Here is a 23,672-nt window from a genome sequence, read left to right on the forward strand (position 1 = left end):
GCGTTCAATCAATAGGAGCATTAAACATGTTTAAAAATGATTTTCAACACATCCAATGTCAGCTTAATCAAGGCGTTGGCGAGTTAATATTAGATCGCGCAGAAAAGCACAATGCCTTTGATGAAGTCATGATCAGTGAAATGATTTCAGCAATAGCACTGTTTGCCGATTCAGCCGAATGCAAGATGCTGATTTTGCGGGCTAAGGGTAAAAACTTCAGTGCCGGAGCAGACCTTAATTGGATGCGCAAACAAGCCCAAATGGACTTTGAACAAAATCTGACTGATGCCCATGAGCTTGCCAAGCTAATGCATGTATTAGATAAATTCCCAAAACCCACTATCGCATTGGTCAATGGAGCCGCTTTCGGTGGTGCGTTAGGACTGATTTGTTGCTGCGATATTGCTATCGCTAATGAAGGTGCTAGTTTTTGTTTAAGTGAAGTGAAGCTTGGATTAATTCCCGCCGTGATAAGCCCATATGTGGTGCGTGCTATGGGAAATCGTCAAGCGAGACGATTCATGTTAACCGCTGAGCGTTTTAGCGCAGATGAAGCACTACAACATCAAGTGATCCACGCGATTAATAATGATTTAGACGCCGCTGCCATGCCTTTTATTTCGGCATTTAACGCCAATAGCCCTCAGGGCATGGCCTGGGTTAAAACCTTAGTGTCTCATTTAGAAGATGGCGTGATAGACGATGCCACGTTAGCTTATACCAGTGAAAAAATTGCTCGTATTCGTGTTTCTGATGAAGGTCAGGAAGGCCTAAATGCCTTTTTCGAAAAACGCTCTCCGGCTTGGCAAAATGCCACGGACCCTAAAGGAGCCAAATAATGATTACCAAATTACTGATAGCCAACCGCGGTGAAATTGCCTGTCGTATTATTAAAACTGCCCAAGCAATGGGCGTTCGTACCATTGCTTTGTACTCTGATGCCGATAAAGATGCCCGTCATGTTGCCATGGCCGATGAATCTTTCCATTTAGGTGGCAGCGCCCCAGCAGACTCATACCTTAAAGCAGATTTGATCATTGATATCGCCAAACGTTCTGGCGCAGAAGCCATCCATCCAGGATACGGATTCTTATCCGAAAATGCCGAGTTTGCGCGTAAGTGTGAACAAAATGGCATTGCATTTGTGGGCCCTGGCAGTGATGCAATTGATGCTATGGGCAGTAAAAGTGCCGCTAAAGAGATCATGGGCAAAGCAAACGTGCCTTTAGTACCAGGTTATCACGGTGACGATCAAGCCGACGCCAATTTAGTAGCACAAGCCAAACAGGTGGGCTTCCCACTGCTAATAAAAGCAGCATATGGTGGCGGCGGTAAAGGGATGCGCATCGTTGAAAATGACGGTGAAATTTTAGAAGCCATTCGCTCAGCTCGTCGTGAAGCCACTTCATCATTTGGTAATGATAAATTATTGATGGAACGCTATTTACGTCAACCTCGCCATGTTGAAGTTCAGGTATTTGCAGACAGCCATGGTAATGCGATTTACCTCTCTGATCGTGATTGCTCTATTCAACGTCGTCATCAAAAAGTGGTTGAAGAAGCACCCGCGCCAGGTTTGTCTGATGAATTACGTATCCAAATGGGTGAAGCCGCAGTTGCTGCAGCAAAGGCCATTGATTATGTGGGTGCCGGAACCGTAGAGTTTTTGTTAGATACCGACAACAGTTTTTACTTCATGGAAATGAACACTCGCTTACAAGTCGAGCATCCGGTTACCGAAATGGTTACCGGTCAAGACTTAGTAAAATGGCAACTTGTGGTTGCCAGTGGCGGCGAGTTACCGCTAAAACAAGACGAAGTGCGCATTCATGGACATTCATTCGAAGTTCGCATTTACGCAGAAGATCCGCAAAATGAATTTTTACCCGCCAGCGGTAAACTGAATTTCTTGCGAGAACCGGAACAGAACCGCTATGTACGGATAGATTCTGGTATACGTGAAAATGACGTGATCAGTAACTTTTACGACCCGATGATCGCCAAGTTAATTGTTTGGGACGAAACGCGCCCTAGAGCCCTGCAGCGCCTAATTCATGCACTAGAATCCTATCAAATCAGTGGTTTGAAACATAATATTGAGTTTTTAGCTAACATTGCAGAACACCCCGCATTTGCTAAAGCGGATTTCTGTACCGACTTTATCGAACGTTACGGCAATACTTTGATCGGTGACGCGAACAGCGAATCAGATACGGCTATCGCACTAGCAGGTTTGTATCAGGTGTTATTACGCCAACAACAAGCACAAGCCAACGCAGTAAACAGCAATGACCCTTATTCACCTTGGGGACAAGTCAGTGGCTTTAGACTAAACAGTGCCAGCATTCATCATGTCGCCCTTTTAGATGAAAAGCATGAACTGCAAAATCTGATAATGACCGATCTTGGTGGCGCTTTGCATTTAGGTTTAAACGGCCAAGCATTAAAGCTGGCAGGGCAAATTAAAGATGATGTGTTGTTTGCTGAAATTAATGGCCACAAAAGTAAAGTCCCTGTTAGCCGCGAGGCTGACGACTTTACCTTATTTTTACCCAGCGGCAGTTATCATTTTACCGCGGTATTAGCACAAGTTGCTGAAGAAACCGTTAACAGCGCAGACAAATTAAAAGCGCCGATGAATGGCACTGTGGTCACCCATTTAGTTGAAGTGGGCACCCATGTGAAAGCAGGCCAAGGTCTGCTGGTTATGGAAGCCATGAAAATGGAATACACCATCGAAGCCCCATTTGACGGTGTCGTAACCGAGTTTTACTTCCAAAGTGGTGAGTTGGTCACCGATGGCGTACAGCTTTTACATGTGGAAGAAACCCCACAAGAAGCACAAAAGGAAGCCAGCGTATGATGCCCGCAAAAGTCAGTATTTTTGAAGTCGGCGCTCGCGATGGCTTACAAAATGAAGTTGCCGTGACTACTCAGGCTAAACTTCAGTTAATTGCTGATTTGGCCGCATCAGGATTAACTCGTATTGAAGCAGGTAGCTTTGTATCACCTAAATGGGTGCCACAAATGGCCGACTCCGCCGATATTTTTACCCAAATGCCTCGCATCAAAGGGGTAACCTATAGTGCATTAACCCCAAATATGAAAGGTTTTGAGCTTGCGTTAGCGTCGGGTGCAGATGAAGTGGCAATATTTGGCGCCGCGTCAGAAAGCTTCAGTCAAAAAAATATTAACTGCTCAATCGATGAATCTATCGAACGCTTTATCCCATTGATGCAACTAGCAAAACAGCACAACATTCCAGTCAGAGGATACGTATCCTGTGTCCTTGGCTGCCCCTATGAAGGTCATATTGAGGTCAGTGAAGTAACTCGTGTGTCTGAGATTCTTTACAAAATGGGCTGTTATGAGATTTCTCTCGGTGACACCATAGGTGTTGGCACGCCTGTAAATGCCCGTAGAATGGTTGAAGCTGTGGCAAAAGTTGTGCCCGTAGAAAAGCTTGCACTACACTTTCACGATACCTACGGACAAGCTCTAGCGAATATTTTTGCTTGCTTAGATATGGGTATTGCCACATTTGATGCCTCTGTTGCTGGATTGGGTGGTTGTCCTTATGCCAAAGGAGCATCAGGTAATTTAGCAACTGAAGATTTAGTTTACATGCTTCACGGCATCGGTATTGAAACAGGTATCGACTTAAATAAGCTGGCTACAGCGGGTAATCATATTAGCCAAATTATCGGCCGCAAAAGTGCGTCTAAAGTGGCTAATGCCTTATCCTAATGTAGGCTAGCAACAAACTGATTTTAAGCTGCTGACTCATATCAATCAGCATCTATCAAACATAAAAACGAGAAAAGGACAGCACAATGGCAGGTTTTAATAAAGTCGTTCACAGCTATGATGAAGCGCTGGCTGGACTAACAGATAACATGACCTTGATGGTTGGTGGTTTCGGTTTATGTGGTATTCCCGAAGGCCTAATCAACCATATGGTTAAATTGGGCGTAACAGGTTTAACCGCAATTTCAAATAACGCTGGAGTTGATGATTTTGGGTTAGGCTTATTACTCAAGCAACGTCAAATCTCCACTATGATCGCCTCTTATGTCGGTGAAAATGCAACATTTGAACAGCAAATGTTATCTGGCGAATTAAACGTCATTTTAACGCCTCAAGGCACACTGGCTGAAAAAATTCGTGCAGGTGGAGCCGGTATTCCCGCTTTCTTTACCGCAACGGGTTACGGCACGCCGATTGCCGATGGTAAAGAAACCCGCGAAATCAAAGGCCGTCATTATGTGCTTGAAGAATCTCTGACCGCAGACTTTGCCTTAGTGCGAGCCTGGAAAGCCGACACTATGGGCAATTTAGTGTTCCGTAAAACAGCGGCCAACTTCAACCCTATGATGGCAACTGCCGGTAAAATTACCGTAGTAGAAGCCGAAGAAATTGTTCAACCAGGTGAATTAGACCCTAACCATATTCATACCCCTGGCATTTACGTTGATCGCGTTATCCAAGCAAGCTTTGAAAAGCGCATCGAACAACGCACCGTAAAAGCGGCAAAATAAGGAGAGCAAGCACATGGCTTTATCAAGAGAACAACTTGCTCAACGCGTAGCAAAAGAAATGCAAGACGGCTTTTATGTTAACCTGGGGATTGGTATTCCTACATTGGTGGCAAACTATATTCCCGATGGAATGCAGGTAATGCTGCAATCTGAGAATGGTCTATTGGGTATGGGTGAGTTCCCAACAGAAGATGCTATCGATGCAGATTTAATCAATGCAGGCAAACAAACCGTTACAGCCGTTGCCGGTGCATCATTTTTCTCATCTGCTGAAAGCTTTGCCATGATCCGTGGTGGTCATGTTGATTTAACCGTTTTAGGCGCGTTTGAAGTTGACGTTAATGGCTCAATTGCCTCTTGGATGATCCCCGGGAAGCTCATTAAAGGCATGGGCGGCGCAATGGATTTAGTGGCTGGAGCAGATAACATTATTGTTACCATGATGCATGCCGATAAATATGGTAATTCAAAATTATTACCTTTATGTGAGCTACCTTTAACAGGTTATGGTTGCATTAAACGTGTGATGACCGATTTAGCTTTTATTGAAATTAAAGACGGTGCATTCCATTTACTGGAGCGTGCTCCAGGGGTTTCGGTTGAAGAAATTATCGCTAAAACTGCGGGTAAATTAATTGTGCCTGAACATGTGCCTGAAATGGTGTTTTAGTCTGTAAGATAGACATCCCCCACTTAACAGCGCACTGATACACAAGTGCGCATTTTTATTTGTATTCTCAATATATTTAATGTTTAGAGCATCATATCGATATGAATTTAGTATTACCTAGCATTGAATATCAGTACAGTTATCATAGTTATATCAATGAATTGGGTAATGAGGAACGGTATCCATTCGTATTAGATTTTGACTATCAAGATTTCGATACCTATTTAACTAAAGTCAAAGATTTTTCACAAGGCATAAACCTGCCCAATGGCTATGTACCTAGCAGTACATTCTGGCTAATTCATCACAATGAAATCGTGGGCGTGACTAATTTACGGCATTATTTGAACGATCAAATTAAGCATTGTGGCGGTCATATTGGTTTAAGTATTCGACCATCGAAAAGAGGCACAGGCTTAGGTATTCTGTTAATGAAGCGCTCGATTGAGAAGCTCCATTCAATGGGTAACAATCCACTACATATTCATTGTTATGAAGATAATTTAGCCTCCGAACGGGCAATTGTTTCTAATGGTGGAGTTTTCGACTCTGCAATACAAAGCGGTTCGCAAGTAGTCAAAAGATTCATCATTGACCTGACTTAGATTTGTTGAAATAAACTTATATTTTTTACTTTAATACAATGACATAGAATATTTTAAAAAGTACTGTTGCATTGCTTTAATCGCTGACAAACTACCTCAAATCTGATTGCTTAACGCTATTTATCCAGTCGCGACACCACGCGATTTCGCCCTGATTTTTTCGCCGCATAAAGTGCAATATCACTTTGCTTTAACCATTCCTCTAACGAATCATTAATACGCAATTCAGCCACCCCTATGCTGCAGGACACATTCACAGGTACACCATCAAAACGAGTTTGATTAACCGCATGCTTTAATTTGTGCGCCGTATCAAGGGCTTTTTCCAAACCACAATTTTCATATTGAACTAAAAATTCTTCGCCACCAAAACGAAACAGTTTAGCTTCTGCTGGTAGCAATTGCTTTATCACTTCACTGAACTGCGTTAATAGTTTATCACCCACTAAATGACCATAGGTGTCATTGACCGTTTTAAAATGGTCTATGTCGATTAACAACAGACTAGAATCTGTACCGGTATGCCGAAACGATTCAATACTGAGACTTAAACTAGCGGCTAAGTTTTTTCGATTCAATGCGCCCGTGAGTTCATCTGTGGTTGCCAAATATATAAGCGCTGCCTTTTGTTTTGCAATGATATAAGCAAATATAGCCGCAAAAATAATACAGTCGAAAGTTGCCACGCCAAAGCGCCAAACTAAGGCAAAGCTTTCAATTTTAAGTGCCGTAACTAAGCAGATTAATGCATAAAAGCTACTCAGAATAGACGCATGTTGCAGATTAAAAATAAAGAAAAAAATAAAGATGGTTGGAAATACATAGATTAGCGATTTATAACCTAAGTAATAGCTTGAAATGGCAATGGCCATACAAACTACGATTAAAGTGAACTGCTTATGCTGCACTTTTCCAAGGTGTTTAATTTCTAATAAAAGAGATATAGACAAAGGAAGTATTGCTGACAAAAAGAGCAAAAACAAGTACACATCATCATGGAGTAACCGATACAAACCATAAACAAGAAACGTGATTATTGCGGCAATATGAAACGCAATTGACGCATTTCGAGGTAGCTTTGTAGAGTCTTGAAGTGCATTAATATACTTCATAAAGCATCCTTTATAATTTTTATTAGATGATTTATGCAACATCATCTTAAGGTCACCAAAACAGCTAGCGCCTAAAGCAAGTTATTTTTTAGAGTATAGACGAAAATTCTTGGCTCGCTGCAACCTAGAGAACGCCTTAAAAAACAACAGTACGTAAAAATTTTGAGAAAACAAAAGTATGAAAGCGGTTTTAATCGTTCATTTTGAACAAGGAAAGCGATAGGAATTGAATGAGTATTAAATCGATTTATACGCTAGCTAACCTCAATGCTAAAAATTACCATTTTATTACCGAGTAAAATGCAGCCAAATTAAGGTTTGACTGTATTTATTACGCTTGCTATGACTACCGCTCTTCTGCTGCATTGTCACTGACACTGGTCACCTGAGACGAAAGGTTTTGTCTGTTTTTTGTCAATGTAATCAACTGCTCCGTTAGCAAGCTCATACTGTAACCCAGCAAGGCACCAATAACTAATGGAGGCACTATCGCTGCAATATCAGCGTTCATCGCAAAAGTAATGCAACAACCAATAAAAGCACCGGGAATAAAGGCAAGTCGTTTATGGCTAGCTTGTAAACACATAATTGAAGTCACAATACCTGTTATCGCATAACTGATAATCGGTGAACCCAAAAAAGTACTGCCGGCAATAATTAGCCACCCCCAAAACACACCAGATAAGTTAGTGGTCATTGCCATCAGCATGCCTTTAAAACCATTTTCAGTTTGGGCAAAAAAAGTACTGCAGCCTAGAAATCCAATCCAAGTAACTAACTGAAATACATCAGCGACTCCAGCCCATAATGCGGCTAACAGACCTGCTGATATCGCAATTTGAAATCGATGTTGCATAAACACCCCTAGATTGACTTATTTTTAAAACTGATAATTCTTAATTTAACACGATCGATTGAAAAAACAGTATGTTTAACATTAAAAAGGGATCTTGCTCGCAAAACTATCCGTAAACTAAAACATAATGGTCACACTAAGGTGATTTGATTACCCTGTAGAATGAGAAAAACAAATAATAATTGCGGCATAAATGTTCTAATATCTATTTTGATTTGCCTATTCAGATAATGAAGCAAAAAAGGAAGCTATGCTTATCAACCATTCAAATGATGCTTGTTCTCAAATATGGCCGACGCCATGGCACCAAAGTGGTTTCTTTCATCAATACCTCCATGATGGCATTACTCGTCAGGTATACATTAACCATGTCAAAAGCAACAAACCTTGCTTGTTGTTGATTCACGGATTCCCCACAAGTTGCTACGACTGGAAACCACTGTGGCTAACATTAGCTCAGCATTTTCATTTAATCACGCTAGATTTACTCGGCTATGGGTTATCTGATAAACCCAGCAATGCAACATACACATTTAGTTTACAAGCTGACATAATTGAAGATGTATTGAAGCATCAGGGAATTAAAGAATTTCATATATTGGCACATGATTATGGTGATACCGTTGCTCAGGAACTTTTGGCTCGCCATGGCCAACCTAACGATAATGACGACTTTGATATAAAAAGTACTATTTTACTTAATGGCGGTTTATTTCCTGAAACCACCCGCCCTATTCTTACCCAAAAAATATTGCTTAGTCCTGTTGGTTTTTTAGTGGCCAAATTTTTCTCATTCAAAAAGTTTATCGCCAACTTTAATCACATTTGCTATCAAAAAGTGCCAGTGGCAGATCTTGCGATTCATTGGCAACTTATCCAACATAATCAGGGTGTGGATGTTATTCACAAAGTCATTCAATATATTCGTGAGCGCCAAGTACATCGTCATCGCTGGGTAAATGCATTACAGCAATACCCACAACCACTCAGGTTAATTAATGGTATTTGTGACCCGGTTTCAGGCCAAGACACACTGATGCGATTCGAACAACTTATTGAACAGGCTGACACAATCGCATTACTTGAAACAGGGCATTACCCTCAAATAGAAAATCCGCATGCCGTTTTAGTGCATTGCGTGAATTTTTGGCGACAACATAAAATAATTCCGCCCGCCGATGCAGAACAATAAAAGAATCTAAAACATCTTGGCTTTATGAGTAAAAATAGCAGGTAAATTGCTGAGTTTTTATCCAATAAAAATACTGAGTTTTTACTCAAATTACGTTAATGTAGAAAAGATAACCATAATGCACAATGAATCGCGTACCTCGTCCCTACAGATGAAAATACCGCGAGATAAATTGTTCAATAACAAGCATCAACAAGGAACGACCTCTTATGCCTATTTATCAAGCACCTATCCGTGATTATCAATTCATTCTTTCTGAACTACTGAACATTTATCAATATCAAGAATTAGCTGGATTTGAAGAAGTCGATCCCGAGCTCGTTGATGCCATCTTGCAAGGCGTTGCCGATTTTACGACCGATATTATGCTGCCCTTAAATAGCGTCGGCGACCATCAGGGCTGTAAATTAGTTGATGGTAAAGTTATTACTCCTGATGGCTTTAAAGATGCTTATAAACAATATGTTGAGAATGGCTGGGCAACATTAACCTGTGACCCAGAATATGGCGGGCAAGGCTTACCTGAAGTCGTGGGTACCTTTGCCACTGAAATGAAAACTGCGACTAATATGGCATTTGCTATGTATCCAGGGCTAACACATGGTGCTTATTCAGCCATTCATGTGCATGGTAGTGATGCGCTAAAACAAAAATATCTCGCTAAACTAGTGAGTGGTGAATGGACTGGCACCATGAACCTAACAGAGTCCCATGCGGGTACCGATTTAGCCCTATTACGCACAAAAGCCAAACCTTTAGGTGACGATACATTTGCGATTAGCGGTGAAAAAATCTTTATTTCTTCTGGCGACCATGACCTTGCGGAAAATATCATCCACCTTGTATTAGCACGTCTGCCTGATGCCCCTGAAGGCGTAAAAGGCATTTCACTGTTTGCAGTGCCTAAGTTTTTAGTCAATGCCGATGGTAGCCTTGGCAAAGCGAATACCCTAGCGGCGACAGGTCTTGAGCATAAAATGGGGATTCACGGAAACTCCACCTGTGTGATGTTATTTGACAATGCCGTCGGTGAGCTTGTCGGCGCACCTCACCAAGGTTTACGCGCAATGTTCACTATGATGAATCAGGCTCGTTTAGGCGTGGGGATTCAAGGTTTAGGGGTATCAGAGATTGCCTACCAAAATGCATTAGTTTACGCCAAAGATCGTATTCAAGGCCGTGCACTAAGTGGCGTAAAACAAGCCGAAAAAGCTGCGGATTCAATTTTGGTTCACGGCGATGTTCGCCGCATGTTACTGTCGCAAAAATCATTTAATGAAGGCACTCGCGCATTGATGGGGCAACAAGCTTTGTGGCTAGACCAAGCAGAACGTGAAGCGGACCCCGTTAAAGCAAAACAGGCTTCAGCATTAGCCGCATTGTTTACGCCTATTGTGAAAGGATTTGTTACTGACCAAGGCTTTAAAGCATGCGTGGATGCCCAGCAAGTATACGGCGGTCATGGTTATATCAATGAATGGGGTATGGAGCAATTTGTTCGTGATATTCGTATTGCGATGATTTATGAAGGTACAAACGGTGTACAAGCACTGGATTTAGTGGGTCGTAAATTACTGGCCGATAAAGGTGCAACCTTACAAGTATGGTCCGAAATGGTGAAGCAATTTATTGGCCAACACTCAGCTAATGAACAAATGCAGCCTTTTATTGCTGGGTTGATGGACGCCGCAGGCGATCTTGAGCGCGCAACAGGTTACATTGCCAAACACGCTGCGACTAACCCCGATATCGTAGGGGCCGCTTCTATGGCTTATATGCAGTTATTTGGTATCAGTGCATTAGCTTGGATGTGGGCACGTATTGCCGCAACCTCATTAGCGGCGCTTGAAAAAGGCACAGATGAAGTCAGCTTCTATCAAGCAAAACTAAAAACGGGTACCTTTTATATGAGTTACTGGGTTAGCCAAACCCGCAGTTTACGCAAACAAATAGAAACCAGTAGTGAGTATATTGTTGCATTCGAAGAATCAGACTTTTAAGCCTTAGTTAACAAACCGAAGGTTGATAAAACAAAAATGCCGCTGAATTCAGCGGCATTTTAACTGACAAACATAATTATGCGTATTCAGCCATGAAATCGTCTAGGCTATCATTAACGATCTCAATCTCATCACCCTCAAATTGGGCAATATGGAATAAAGCTTCACCTTCATTAGTGACAGGAATATTACTATTACCGATAATAATACCGTCTGTTGGCGCGCGTAGTGCGATAGTTTCACCGCCGTGTGGGTTAACAATATAAGCTAAGATATTACCTTTATTAACCCTCTCACCTAGCTTAAGCTTAATGTTAATCAAACCATCAGCCTCACTGCGAACCCAATAACTGCGGCTAGCGTTAACACTATTGCCTTTAATACGAATACGACCTTTGACCATTTCTAAATGGCGCATCACATTCATCACACCATTAAGACCTGATTTTATCGACATTTCGCTAAAGCGTAATGCTTCACCAGCTTCATACAAAATACACGGAATCCCTTTGCTATTGGCATAACCTCGCATAGAGCCTACGACATTTTTAGACGTCATAATCACAGGTGCACCGAAGGCATTTGCCATGCCAAACATTACTTCATCATCGGTATCACAACGGATCTGAGGCAAATTATCACGGTGAACCGCCCCAGTATGTAAATCGATAATATGGGTTGCACGATCAACTAACTGATGCGAAACCAGATGAGCTAAACGACTCGCCAAAGCCCCTTTTGAAGAACCAGGAAAACAACGGTTTAAATCGCGACGATCCGGTAAATATCTTGATTGCTGAATAAAACCAAACACGTTAACAATAGGCACAACAAGTATGGTGCCGGTTAACGATTTAGCATTTATTTTGCTGAGCAAACGTCGGCAAATTTCAATACCATTAAGTTCGTCACCATGAATAGCGGCGCACACTAATAAAGTCGGCCCGGCTTTTAGCCCATGGAAAACTTCAACATGCAACTCCATAGGTGTGTCGTTATAAAGCCTTGCCGCAGGTAGTTTTACGCTTTGTTGCGTGCCAGCTTTAACGCTCACTTCACCTAGAGTGAAAGCTTCGCGTTTTTTGACCATTTAGCCCGTTCCTTTGGTTTTAGAGCTGCTTTTTTTAGAATTCTTTTCAATAAATTGAATAATTTTATCGGCTACATCAATACCGGTAGCTTTTTCAATGCCTTCAAGACCTGGTGATGAGTTCACTTCCATGACTAATGGACCATGTTTAGAGCGTAAAATATCCACACCAGCAACGTTAAGACCCATGGTCTTAGCTGCGCGAAGCGCGGTTGAGCGCTCTTCAGGTGTTAACTTAACTATGGTAGCAGAACCGCCGCGGTGTAAGTTAGAACGGAATTCACCTGGCAATGCTTGACGCCTCATCGCCGCGATCACTTTATCGCCAATCACGAAACAGCGAATGTCAGCCCCACCCGCTTCAGCGATATATTCCTGCACCATAATATTGGCTTTAAGGCCCATAAAAGCTTCAATAACAGATTCAGCCGCTTTACGCGTCTCGGCAAGTACAACACCAATACCTTGAGTACCTTCAAGTAACTTAATCACACACGGTGCGCCACCAACCATGTCTAATAAGTCTGGTATATCCGCAGGTTTGTTTGCAAAACCAGTCACAGGCAAGCCAATATTTTTACGAGAGAGTAACTGTAATGAACGCAACTTGTCACGTGAACGGGTAATCGCTACCGACTCATTTAATGGGTGAACTCCCATCATTTCGAACTGACGTAATACTGCTGTTCCGTAAAAGGTTACTGATGCACCAATACGTGGAATGACGGCATCAAACTTAGGCAGATCTTCGCCTTTCATGTGGATGCTTGGAGAGGTCATGTTGATGTTCATATAACACTTTAATGGGTCGATAACTTTAACTTCATGCCCACGAGCTTCAGCGGCTTCTTTTAAACGATTGGTGGAATAAAGATTCTTATTCCGTGACATAATTGCAATGTGCATTCTACTCTCCAGTGATATAAGATGCTGCTGAATCCACCAAAAATCGTCCTTCCAGTGCTCTGCGACCTAACAACATACGAAATTTCATGTTATCTCTATTGGTTAAGGTCAGTTCAATATCGAACTGCTTTCTACCGATAATGATTGGTGTTTTAATTACATACCGTTTAGTCACGTGTCCACCAGAATCGCTAACATTACGGCGATCAAAAATGGGGAATTCACAGATAACTTCACGTTCAGATTCTTGTTCAGGATGCAACCATACACGCACCCAGTTTTCATTTTCTTTTTGGAACGGTTTAATTTTAAAAGCATGTAAACAAGAGGTCTTAGCTCCTGTATCCACCTTAATTTTGACTTTTTCATTGCCAATTTCAGGAAACGTGCCCCATTCTCTCCAGCCCACTATATCGAGGGTTTGTTGTGTCATGGTCAGTCCTTAAGATTAATAGGAAATAAAGTCTTACCTTTTTGAAAATAATTATAGCCAAATAAATTAATGGCTCATTTAACAAAATAACTGTTTATTAACTCAGCTGTTAAGCATAGCGTGTCTCAGCTAATTTCGGCGCAATATACACTGCATCTTCAATAAAATATATTTTTTTAAAATCTATTTTCACGTTAAGGTAATTAGCATAAATTGTTAAATAAATCTTCACAATCACACTACTACTAACCAGTTAATATTAAAAGAATTAAATACGGGGCCATGCCAATGTTCAGTCCACAAACTTTTGGTTTTTTAACGGAACTCTCTCAAAATAATGACCGCGATTGGTTTAAACAAAACCAACCCCGTTATGAAGCGCTCGTCCGTGGCCCAGCTCTGCAGTTTATTGAAGCCATGCAAGGACCTGTATCGGCCCTTTCACCGCGCTTTACTGCTGTGGCCAAAAAAGTCGGTGGCAGCTTAATGCGCCCTCAACGAGATAGTCGATTCAGTCACAACAAAACGCCCTACAAAACCAACGTGGGTATCCAATTTAGGCATTTTCAAGGGAAAGATGTTCACGCTCCTGGCTTTTATATTCACCTGGCAAACGATGAATGCTTTATCGCTGCAGGTATATGGCATCCGGAATCAAAAAGTCTCAATGCAATAAGACAATGCATAGATGAAAACCCCAATGGCTATCAAAAGACCATACAGGGATTAAATAAAGCTGGTTTTAACATGGAAGGGGATCAACTAATAAGACCGCCAAGAGGGTTTGCTAAAAATCATCCTTTAGTTGATGAACTCAAACGAAAAGACTTTATCGCCATAAAACCTATTTCGCAAAAACAGGCTTGCCAGGCAGATTTTGTAGAATACTGCCAAAAGGAATTACAACAAACGACCAGTCTGATGGCCTATTTGTGTTTTGCCCTTGAATTAGATTACTAAAAGCATCGGCAAGTCAGTTACGCGCATGACTTACCTATCTATACTGTTTTTAAGCTGCATTGGCTCGCATTCCATGAGGAATAGGCAAGCCATTGGCATTTATGTTTACAAACACCATTTTATCAATACTCGCGATAGGCGATTGAGTCACTTTATTACGCACCTTGCAACGAATGGTAACTGAACTTTGCCCTAAACTTACACATTCAAAACCAAATTCAAGCATATCGCCCGCTACTGCAGGTGTCATAAAATTGATTTCAGAAATAAGTTTGGCGACATGACACTGACTCTTCATCTGACAACTGGCAAAAATTGTCGCTTGTTCATTAATCCAACTCAGTAGCTGTCCACAGCAAAGCGCCTGACTGTTATTTAGATGAATTGGTAAAATAAGATGACGGCTAAGATATTTCATATAAACCCCTTTAGTTGTTTACAACAAACACGTGTATTACTAAAGAGGTAGCAATGATTAAGCCAATTGTAGTTAAATTATTAATCAAACACTTAAAGGTTTGAATAATAAAAATTGCCCCATAACGGAATTACATTTGCACTATTTAACGCCATTCATGTCATAAATGGCGTTAAATATTTCATGGGGTTTCAGATAAGCACTCTCTAAGTTAAGCCGATAACACCTGCTTTAAGGATGCTAAGAAAGCCGTAATATCTTCGCTGGTAATATCCGCATGGGTCACAAGGCGCAGTTGCTGACTAGGGCTAATCTTAATGCCTTTTTGCAGTAATGCCTGTGATAAATAATGAGGATCGATGTGACTAGACAGACGTGCAAAAACCATATTGGTTTGTACCGCTTTAATGTCTACTTCAAATTCGTCAAATTGGTATAAGGCTTCAGCAAGCAGTTTTGCATGGTGATGATCTTCAGCTAAGCGGTCTACCTGCTCCGTTAATGCTAATTTAGCTGCGGCGGCAATAATACCTGCTTGGCGCATACCACCACCTAACATTTTTCGCCATCGAGTGGCCTTAGCAATTAATCGTTCATCCCCTAACAAAATAGAACCTATTGGGGCACATAAGCCTTTAGATAAGCATATTGAAACTGAATCAAAATACTGGGTAATGTCGGCAATATCGATATTTTGAGCGACTGCAGCATTTGCAACTCGGGCACCATCCAAATGGATTTTTAGCCCGCGGTTAAACGCTAAAGCCTGCGCCTGTGATAAATACTCTTGAGGTAAAACTTTGCCGCCAATAGTATTTTCAAGGCTGAGTAAACGAGTGCGGGCAAAATGTATATCGTCGGGTTTAATGGCGGCTTCAACGTCAGCTAATAAAATACTGCCATCTAGCTGATTATTGAGCGGCTGAGGTTGAATACTGCCTAATACCGCAGCTCCGCCGCCTTCAAATTTATAATTATGCGCTTGTTGCCCACATAAATACTCGTCGCCTCGATCACAATGCGACATCAATGCTAATAAGTTAGCTTGTGTGCCAGAGCTGACAAACAATGCGCCATCAAAACCGAACATTTCAGCGGCCATATCCTGTAAGTGATTAACGGTAGGATCATCGCCATAAACATCATCACCAACAGGAGCCTCTGCCATGGCGCGGCGCATTGCCGCTGTCGGCTGAGTAACAGTATCGCTTCTAAAATCAATCATTATTTCTATTATCTATTTAATCTCAATCCATAGTCGACAGTGTAACGGATTAAGATTTTACTGCAGCAATTTTTGTCAAGGCTGAAAGCGCCGCGTCGTAGTTAGGATGCTGGCTCACCTCTTTAACCAGTTCTTGATACTGCAATTTCCCCTCGTCATCTATGATAAATATCGCACGGGCTAACAAACCACGATCTTCAATTAATAAGCCATATTGCTCTGCAAAGTTGCGCCAAACTGAATCAGATAACACTTTAATTTTATCGACACTTTCTGTTTGGCAAAAACGTTTTTGTGCAAAAGGTAAATCGGTACTAATCGTCAACATCACCACATCAGCATTAAAATGGGCAAACTCATTATTAAAACGTTTCGTTTGCAGCGCACAAACACCTGTGTCTAGACTCGGTACTGCGCTGATTAATACCGTTTTACCTTTGAAGTCACTTAGGTGTACCGGATTAAACTTATCGTCGACAACTTTAAATTCTGGTGCTGTGGTGTTATTGAGCGGTAATTTGCCTTTTAATGTCACAGAATGGCCACCTATAGTGACTTCTGCGCTTATCGCCGACGTTATCAATAACGGCGTAGTCATTAATGCTAACGTAAAAGCTAAATTAAAAAGTGCGTGTTTAAGTGTCATTGTAAGCTCCAATAAATGCGTTTAAAAATTCATTAAAAAAACCAGCCGTTGGCTGGTTTTTTGATACGTACTCAATCGATAAATTGATTACTTAACCTGAACTCTGGATAAGAGATTAGCTATACATATGAAATTAAATAACATATATCTAACCCATGTATTCTAGAGAGATATTTTTTCTTAAAACAAGGCAAATTTGTGCGTCAATAGCTGGCCTATTGCAAATAAATTTAACACTGTTATCAGTAAAAATAGCCTCTAGAAAGCAAGTTGTTATCCAGAGTTTAGGTTACTTAGTTGCAGCTAACTCTTTTACATGCAAATCCATTTGTGGAAATGGAATTTCAATGTCAGCAGCATCAAGTGCATTTTTGATTTGCTCTAAAACTTCAAAACGTGCCGGCCAGTAATCACCCGTACTTACCCATGGGCGAACCACAAAGTTAATAGAAGAATCGGCTAATTCAGCTAGACCAATGGTATAACCAGGATCTTTTAAAACAAATGCATTGTTATCTAATACTTCTGCAATCACTTTCTTAGTTTTAGCAATATCAGACGCATAGCTAACACCAATCACCAAATCGATACGACGCTTTTCAAGCGCTGAATAATTCGTGATAGTCCCATTCATAATGGCTGAGTTCGGTGCGATGATAAGCTTGTTATCACCAGTACGTAGCTTAGTTGAGAAAATAGTAATTTCATCAACAACACCTGCAACACCTGCAGCTTCAACAAAATCGCCTACACGACATGGACGGAATAACACCATCAACACACCAGAAGCGAAGTTAGATAATGAGCCTTGTAATGCTAAACCAACAGCAAGACCAGCGGCACCGATCACGGCAACAAGCGATGCAGTTTGAACGCCAATCTGACCCAATGTAGCAATGATAGTGAAGACAAAAACAATTGCCCACGCTAAATTAGCCACAAATGACACTACGGTTTGATCAACTTTACGACTGCTTAATACTTTGTCAGTTAGACGTTTTGCAACACCAGCAAAATATTTACCAATAATAAATATCACCAAAGCCGCTAATGCTTTAAGACCATAAGCCATAATAAACTCAGGTGCTTGTTGCATTAACCCTTCTAAACCTTCAAGGTTTTCCATTGTTTTACTCCCTTAAATGGCAGGTTATTCTGCCGAAATGATAAATTCTACTCGCCGATTACGTTGACGCCCTTCTACTGTGGCGTTATCTGCAGCAGGCTGTTTGTTACTCATTCCTTTTACAGAAATGTTGTCAGGATTAAAATGATAATCGGTCACTAACACTTGTTTTACACTGTTTGCTCGAGCAAGTGACAGCGCTTGATTTAATTCATCAGTGCCCAGTAGGTCGGCATGACCAACTAACATCAACTGCACATTATCATTTTTATCAGTTAATCGATGAATACTGTCTAAAAATGGACGCTGCGATAATAGTACATCCGCTTTAGCAAATTCAAAATACACAGGTTGTATTGCTTGTTGTAAACACGCTGAGATGTCATTGAGGCCTGTTTGCTGTTCACATCTATTAACCAACTCTTGTGGGGTTAATGGTGGCTCTTCAATAGCCGATATTTCAACCGGGGACTCAAGGTCAAACTCTTGTTCAATTTCTTCAATTTCTTCAATGGCAATATTGCTTGGGTCTTGGCAACCATTCGCCATAACCACTGTGCCTTTTGCGGTACCAGCACAAGCGTCTTTTTTATCTGGCACGCCATCCATATCAGTATCTATCCAGGCCGAAGCTGCAGTGCTCAGCAAAATAATAGATAGCGATATTGCATTTAATAATAAGCGCATATTGTCCTCAATCATGTTGTCTCGATGCGGTTAGGCAACATATTCTGGATAATCATTATTTTGCAGCACTGTAATTTCTACACATTCTAACTTTTAGTTACATTTTTGCAATCACGTAACACTTAATTGCTGTAAACAAGTTAAAAACCACCCTTTACTTGCTTAAAATAACGTCATCTAAATTTTTTTGATAAAGCCACTCTTTATCGACCAACTGTTGGCAAACTTGATTATGACGCAATAATGGCTACCAGTAGGAATAACCTCAATGACTTTCAAAAAACGTTTTAGCTAGAGATAAAACACAGAGCGGCGTTAACATTTTTGCAACCCTTAATATACACCCCATACCCGCACAAACATTGACTTTAGCGGTCTTAAAAGGGTATATAAGGTGGGTTTTTTGATGTTTTAAACAAATTAAGCATCGAATAAACACTATTTATTATAAAAATGAACAATAAATAAGCCAAGATTTCCTGGTTAAGTTGCACTTCATTTTCTTGAATTGTGCTGTCTTTGTGATACTCAGGTTAACTTTGCAAACAACTATTCTGTGATGCAACTTGCGTCACAGCCAATCACAAGCTTTAAGGTGGAAAACTTAATGAGTGAAGTAAAAGCACCAGGAACGATGCTTGGGCATCCAAAGGGATTGTTCCTACTCTTTACAACAGAATTGTGGGAACGATTCAGTTACTACGCAATGCGCGCTATTTTAGTACTTTATTTGGTTGATAAAGTACAATCTGAAGGGGGCAGTGGCTTAGGTTGGACACAAGCCGAAGCGCTTTCTTTATATGGTACGTTTACTGGTCTTGTTTACTTAACACCACTTATCGGTGGTTGGTTAGCTGATACATATCTAGGTCAGCGAAAAGCTATTTATATCGGTGGCGCATTAATGGCTATCGGACAATTTACCCTTGCGGCCCCACATAGCTGGTTCCCAGGTTTAGAGACCACGTTATTCTATATTGGTTTAGGTACTCTAATTTTTGGTAACGGTTTATTCAAACCCAATATTTCTACCATGGTTGGTGACTTATACGAAGAAGGCGATCACCGTCGTGACGGTGCATTCACTATTTTCTATATGGGTATCAACGTGGGTGCGGCGTTATCTGGCTTTATCGTAGCTTGGGCTTATACCTCTTTTGGTCACAGCACAGTCATTGAAGGTCAGGAAGTATTTGTAAACAACTGGCAGGCAGGTTTCTTCTGTGCTGGTGTAGGTATGATTGCCTCTTTAATTATTCAGTTCATCTTTGCCCAAAGATTATTGGGTGATATTGGTACAGTCCCTGCGGCAAAACTTGAAAGAGAGAAAAATGCCCAAAAAGGTCAAGTGCGTAGTGAGCCTTTAACTAAAATTGAACGTGATCGTATTAAAGTGATCATGGTAATGGGTTTATTTACCATCATTTTCTGGGCTGGTTTCGAACAAGCCGGTGGCTTAATGAACCTATTCACCAATAACTTTACCGACCGTATGATTGGTAGCTGGGAAGTTCCGACGACTTACTTCCAATCACTTAATGCTATTTTTATTGTTGTTTTTGCTCCAGTTATAGCATCAATTTGGATACGTTTAGGTAAAAACGAACCCAACTCACCCGTTAAGTTTGCCCTTGGTCTAGTGTTACTTGGCATTGGTTTCTTATTTATGATTGGTGCTGTTTTACAGATGGACGGTGACGCTTCAATCAAATCAAGCATGTGGTGGTTAGTCGGTGCGTATTTCTTCCACACTATGGGTGAGCTTTGTTTATCTCCAATTGGTCTATCTATGGTCACTAAACTTGCACCACTGCGTATCGCATCATTAATGATGGGCGCATGGTTCCTGTTTATTGCGATTGCTAACAAAGTGGGTGGTTTAGTCGGCTCATTAATCGGTCATGGCGGCAGTGTTGAAGATCAACTTGCGAATGCAATGTCAATCTTCGCAGGCATCGCAATCACTGCGGCAGTTTCAGGTATCATTTTATACTTCATGGCTGACAAGTTAGTCGATTGGATGCACGGTGCTGAAGGGCACAATGACACTGAAGAAGCGGCATTGACCGAAGAAATTGGCGTAACAGGCGAACATGAAGCTATTAAACGTTAATAGTATGTTTTAGCCTTATCATTATGTAAGGCAATAAAAAACCTCAGATATTGTCTGAGGTTTTTTTTTGCTTGTAACTTACAAGCAATGAGTCAATCTTAGTGAGTTACTGTTTGTGCGCTGTTTTATTGAGTTTCCGTAAAACTTGGGCAAACTAAACCAAACTATTGCGCACCTGTAATGAACAATTAAATGAAAACCGAAATAATAACGGCCCCTCACTCTTGGTTCTTGCTCTAGTCACGTTATTCCACGAATTTGATATTAAGCTCATGCACTTACCTTCCGTCAAAACGAAATTGAAACAAACAACTACCCTGCCGAGTTTATGACAATTATCTTATCTAATTGCACCTGTAATGAAGGGTGATAGCCTGCCCTAGCTTGCTGATAAATTTGTTGCACCTCTTGGTGATATCCTGCAACTTGTAATTCGATATACAGGGGTTTAACAAACTTAGCGCGGCCAACCGTCATCAAAAAACCTGATAACGCGTCTAGCACAGGATCATAATGATTACGAATAGCGACCCTAAACCAATCACATGCAATCTCTGAGTTTTGGCTGAGGGTAAAATTAAAGGATTCATCTAAATCAAGTAATTGCTCTTGCGTGATAACTTGCGGTAATTGATTTAAAAAATACTGCCAATGGTGTACTCGCCATCCTGTCACATTTAATGAACTTGCTGATTTAAGCTGTTCAAAATCGGCTAATGCAAGGTGTACTTTATCTAGGCTATTAGATGTTGGAGCAACAAACCATTCTGGTAAGCCTTGGCCATAAACCCATTCATTGAGTTCATCTAGCGACAGCTTATCTGAAAACGTAGGCAAGACGTGTTGCTGCATATAACTGATAAATGTCTCTGTTGTAATCGCTTTAAAAGCAAAATGACTGACATAGTCAAACAGGAATGCATCAAATGCTTCACGACCAAAACGCCACTCTAGTTCATGCACAAACATAGAGGCTTTATCATAAGTAAAACGATTAAACGCTAAATTTGGATCTTGACGTTGGACATTGGCGGGCAAAGTTTGCTCTGCCAAGTCAGATGAATGCATCTCAGACACTAAGCGAGTGTACTCATTAACCCATTCTAAATCCGCTTGTTCTTTTCCGTATACCGCTTCAACGATTCGATTAGTAAAATAAGTCGTAAACCCTTCATTAAGCCACAAATCACGCCAGGTAGCATTACTGACTAAATTACCAGTCCAGGAATGAGCAAGTTCATGGGCAACCGTTGAGACTAGACTTTTATCTCCAGCGATCAAAGTGGGCGTCATAAATGCCAACATAGGGTTTTCCATACCGCCAAATGGAAAACTGGGCGGCAACACTATCATGTCGTAACGACCCCAAGCATAAGGACCTAATAACGACTCTGAAACACGAATCATAGCTTCCGTATCTTCAAACTCTTTAACTGCACACGCGAGCATTCCTGGTTCAGTGTAAATACCGCTTCGAGGCCCAGTGGCTTCAAACGCTAAATCACCAACGGCTAAGGCAAGTAAATGCGTTGGAATAGGTTTATCCATAGCGAAGTTAAAAACACCATTTTCAGGCATTTTCGGGTCATTCAATGCACTCATCACAGCCCGCAAGCCATTGTTTACATGAATAACGGCATCAAAAGTCACCCGAGCTTTTGGGGTATCTTGCAGCGGTATCCAGCTTCGGGCATTAATGGGTTGAGACTGACTAAACAAATAAGGTTTTAATTTACCCAGTGTTTGCTCTGGCGTTAACCATTGCAAACCTTGTGCTTGAGGGGAAGTCGCATAATAAACCACGACCTCACGCATTGATTGATGAATGTCAATAACCAGCTTTTGCCCCAGCACATCGTCAACCTCGCTAAGAGTAAAATCAAGCACGCCCCCATGTTTATCAGTTACCTTGAAAATGGTTAAATCACGGCAATCTAAAATAAGTTGTTGAACATTATTGGGATTATTATTTGATTCAAACTGAAGTTGTACGTGACCGATTAACTGCTTGGCTTCAAAGTCGACTCTAAGCTCGAGTGATAAATGAGTCACTTTTAATGAGTCAACATTCGCACTAGAATGATAATCATGCTGATGATCCCACTGAGTTTCTATTGTTTTGGCCACGTTAATATCCTTTCGCTAGGCTTATATTTTATAAAAAAGCATCTGACTAATTGCCACTAAAGATAGCATCTTTAAAGGTGATGTTTGTAAGGGAATATCCGTTTTAATTCGGTATTTTATTATGGTTAGCTGTTATAGGTTTATTGCAACAATTATTGTACTTGGCTTAAGCCCAAAACGGCAAAAAAGACGTTACGATCTTGTTTGGGCGAACATCACTAATACCATGATAATGCCGTCCCAAACGAAACAACTTAAAGAGTGATACATTGTTAAACCTAGTTAAATAAAATAACTAGGCGATTGGCTCAATCAGCGTAAATTGTTTTATCGAACAAAATGCCACCTATAAACATCAAGTACATCGCTTTATTTAAAATAATTTGAAAACTGGTGAACTTTTGCCAAGATCACAAGTCCTAATATACGAACCGAATTTTTACAGTACTTTTATTGAAGTTTAGTTCATCATCATCCTCCCTTCGATAGTGTTGATGCCTATCAAATGAATTGCATATTGCAGTGATAGCAACCTTAACCAGGTTGCTTTTTTTTACCTGTGATTTGGCATCTCTGAAAAGGGGAATGAAAATAATAGCGATATTTTGAATTTTTTTACTGCGCTGCGGAACTTATTCAAACAAAGTGACTCTGACTATATGAACCGAATTTTTTAAGCTACTTTGTTGAAATGTTATGTTCATCATCATCTCCCCTTCGATAGTGTTTTTACCTATCAAATGAATTGCATATTGCAGTGATAGCAACCTTAACCAGGTTGCTTTTTTTTACCTGTGATTTGGCATCTCAGAAAAGGAGAATGAGAATAATATCGATATTTGGAATTTTTTTACTGCGCTGCGGAACTTATTCAAACAAACGGACTCTGATTATATGAACCGAATTTTTTAAGCTACTTTGTTGAAATGTTATGTTCATCATCATCTCCCCTTCGATAGTGTTTTTAC

At 40.8% G+C, this 23,672-nt stretch carries 21 protein-coding genes; 10 read left to right on the forward strand and 11 right to left on the reverse strand.

What is annotated here, in order from left to right; all coding sequences use genetic code 11:
• The first annotated feature begins 26 nt into the window (after positions 1-26).
• From ORI98_RS00260 to ORI98_RS00285, 6 genes are all read left to right on the forward strand, one after another.
• The gene (locus ORI98_RS00260; protein ID WP_261299751.1) at positions 27-839 is read left to right on the forward strand and encodes an enoyl-CoA hydratase-related protein; all 813 of its coding nucleotides are present in this window, start codon (positions 27-29) and stop codon (positions 837-839) included.
• A complete protein-coding gene (locus tag ORI98_RS00265; RefSeq protein WP_261299750.1) occupies positions 839-2,863 on the forward strand; it encodes an acetyl/propionyl/methylcrotonyl-CoA carboxylase subunit alpha in 2,025 nt (674 codons plus the stop codon). Before ORI98_RS00260 ends, ORI98_RS00265 begins: the two co-directional genes overlap by 1 nt.
• Positions 2,860-3,747: a hydroxymethylglutaryl-CoA lyase gene (locus ORI98_RS00270; RefSeq protein WP_306133815.1), complete on the forward strand. Its 888-nt coding sequence runs from the start codon at positions 2,860-2,862 to the stop codon at positions 3,745-3,747. The genes ORI98_RS00265 and ORI98_RS00270 overlap by 4 nt, the downstream gene beginning before the upstream one ends.
• 86 nt (positions 3,748-3,833) lie before the next feature.
• Complete coding sequence (locus ORI98_RS00275; protein WP_261299748.1) at positions 3,834-4,538, forward strand: CoA transferase subunit A; 705 nt, start codon at positions 3,834-3,836, stop codon at positions 4,536-4,538.
• 13 nt (positions 4,539-4,551) lie between these two features.
• Positions 4,552-5,208, forward strand: coding sequence for a 3-oxoacid CoA-transferase subunit B (locus ORI98_RS00280; RefSeq protein WP_261299747.1), 657 nt, complete (start codon positions 4,552-4,554; stop codon positions 5,206-5,208).
• Between the two features lie 101 nt (positions 5,209-5,309).
• Positions 5,310-5,813: a GNAT family N-acetyltransferase gene (locus tag ORI98_RS00285; RefSeq protein ID WP_306133816.1), complete on the forward strand. Its 504-nt coding sequence runs from the start codon at positions 5,310-5,312 to the stop codon at positions 5,811-5,813.
• Between the two features lie 116 nt (positions 5,814-5,929).
• On the opposite strand, the gene ORI98_RS00290 is transcribed toward ORI98_RS00285, so the two are convergent.
• Together ORI98_RS00290 and ORI98_RS00295 are read right to left on the reverse strand one after the other, a co-directional pair.
• Complete coding sequence (locus ORI98_RS00290; RefSeq protein WP_306133817.1) at positions 5,930-6,925, reverse strand: GGDEF domain-containing protein; 996 nt, start codon at positions 6,923-6,925, stop codon at positions 5,930-5,932.
• 346 nt (positions 6,926-7,271) lie between these two features.
• Positions 7,272-7,781 carry a DUF1097 domain-containing protein gene (locus ORI98_RS00295; protein WP_306133818.1) on the reverse strand — a complete coding sequence of 170 codons (510 nt, stop codon included), beginning with the start codon at positions 7,779-7,781 and terminating at the stop codon, positions 7,272-7,274.
• Positions 7,782-8,031: 250 nt separating this feature from the next.
• Here ORI98_RS00295 and ORI98_RS00300 point away from each other — a divergent pair, with 250 nt between their 5' ends.
• Both ORI98_RS00300 and ORI98_RS00305 read left to right on the forward strand, forming a co-directional pair.
• On the forward strand, positions 8,032-8,973 hold the full coding sequence (locus tag ORI98_RS00300; RefSeq protein WP_306133820.1) for an alpha/beta fold hydrolase: 942 nt from the start codon (positions 8,032-8,034) through the stop codon (positions 8,971-8,973).
• Between the two features lie 209 nt (positions 8,974-9,182).
• Complete coding sequence (locus tag ORI98_RS00305; RefSeq protein ID WP_306133821.1) at positions 9,183-10,973, forward strand: acyl-CoA dehydrogenase C-terminal domain-containing protein; 1,791 nt, start codon at positions 9,183-9,185, stop codon at positions 10,971-10,973.
• Between the two features lie 76 nt (positions 10,974-11,049).
• Here ORI98_RS00305 and ORI98_RS00310 read toward each other — a convergent pair whose 3' ends face one another.
• Genes ORI98_RS00310 through ORI98_RS00320 form a run of 3 tightly spaced genes read right to left on the reverse strand, consistent with a single transcriptional unit; the run spans position 11,050 to position 13,402 of the window.
• Positions 11,050-12,063, reverse strand: a complete 1,014-nt coding sequence (locus ORI98_RS00310) for a succinylglutamate desuccinylase/aspartoacylase family protein (protein WP_306133822.1) — start codon at positions 12,061-12,063, stop codon at positions 11,050-11,052.
• Entirely contained in the window at positions 12,064-12,969 is a 906-nt protein-coding gene (gene rimK / locus ORI98_RS00315; protein ID WP_306133823.1) for a 30S ribosomal protein S6--L-glutamate ligase, read from the reverse strand.
• 1 nt (position 12,970) lies between these two features.
• Positions 12,971-13,402 (reverse strand): RimK/LysX family protein, encoded by a 432-nt coding sequence (locus tag ORI98_RS00320; protein ID WP_306133824.1) that lies wholly within the window; start codon positions 13,400-13,402, stop codon positions 12,971-12,973.
• A gap of 288 nt (positions 13,403-13,690) precedes the next feature.
• Here ORI98_RS00320 and ORI98_RS00325 point away from each other — a divergent pair, with 288 nt between their 5' ends.
• Positions 13,691-14,362, forward strand: a complete 672-nt coding sequence (locus ORI98_RS00325) for a DUF2461 domain-containing protein (protein WP_306133825.1) — start codon at positions 13,691-13,693, stop codon at positions 14,360-14,362.
• Between the two features lie 49 nt (positions 14,363-14,411).
• Here ORI98_RS00325 and ORI98_RS00330 read toward each other — a convergent pair whose 3' ends face one another.
• From ORI98_RS00330 to ORI98_RS00350, 5 genes are all read right to left on the reverse strand, one after another.
• Positions 14,412-14,780, reverse strand: a complete 369-nt coding sequence (locus ORI98_RS00330) for an acyl-CoA thioesterase (protein WP_261299737.1) — start codon at positions 14,778-14,780, stop codon at positions 14,412-14,414.
• A 211-nt stretch (positions 14,781-14,991) separates the two neighbouring features.
• On the reverse strand, positions 14,992-16,005 hold the full coding sequence (gene ltaE, locus ORI98_RS00335; RefSeq protein ID WP_261299765.1) for a low-specificity L-threonine aldolase: 1,014 nt from the start codon (positions 16,003-16,005) through the stop codon (positions 14,992-14,994).
• A 49-nt stretch (positions 16,006-16,054) separates the two neighbouring features.
• Positions 16,055-16,603 carry a thiol peroxidase gene (gene tpx / locus ORI98_RS00340; protein WP_371931102.1) on the reverse strand — a complete coding sequence of 183 codons (549 nt, stop codon included), beginning with the start codon at positions 16,601-16,603 and terminating at the stop codon, positions 16,055-16,057.
• A 337-nt stretch (positions 16,604-16,940) separates the two neighbouring features.
• On the reverse strand, positions 16,941-17,777 hold the full coding sequence (locus ORI98_RS00345; RefSeq protein WP_306133828.1) for a mechanosensitive ion channel family protein: 837 nt from the start codon (positions 17,775-17,777) through the stop codon (positions 16,941-16,943).
• A 24-nt stretch (positions 17,778-17,801) separates the two neighbouring features.
• Complete coding sequence (locus ORI98_RS00350; protein ID WP_306133829.1) at positions 17,802-18,464, reverse strand: OmpA family protein; 663 nt, start codon at positions 18,462-18,464, stop codon at positions 17,802-17,804.
• Between the two features lie 607 nt (positions 18,465-19,071).
• On the opposite strand from ORI98_RS00350, the gene ORI98_RS00355 reads away from it, so the two are divergent.
• Entirely contained in the window at positions 19,072-20,577 is a 1,506-nt protein-coding gene (locus tag ORI98_RS00355; protein WP_261299733.1) for a peptide MFS transporter, read from the forward strand.
• 312 nt (positions 20,578-20,889) lie between these two features.
• On the opposite strand, the gene ORI98_RS00360 is transcribed toward ORI98_RS00355, so the two are convergent.
• Complete coding sequence (locus tag ORI98_RS00360) at positions 20,890-22,704, reverse strand: M1 family metallopeptidase (RefSeq protein ID WP_261299732.1); 1,815 nt, start codon at positions 22,702-22,704, stop codon at positions 20,890-20,892.
• Positions 22,705-23,672: the final 968 nt, after the last annotated feature.

Origin of the sequence: Shewanella sp. ULN5 (genome assembly GCF_030731885.1) — a bacterium.
GTDB classification, from domain to species: domain Bacteria; phylum Pseudomonadota; class Gammaproteobacteria; order Enterobacterales; family Shewanellaceae; genus Shewanella; species Shewanella holmiensis.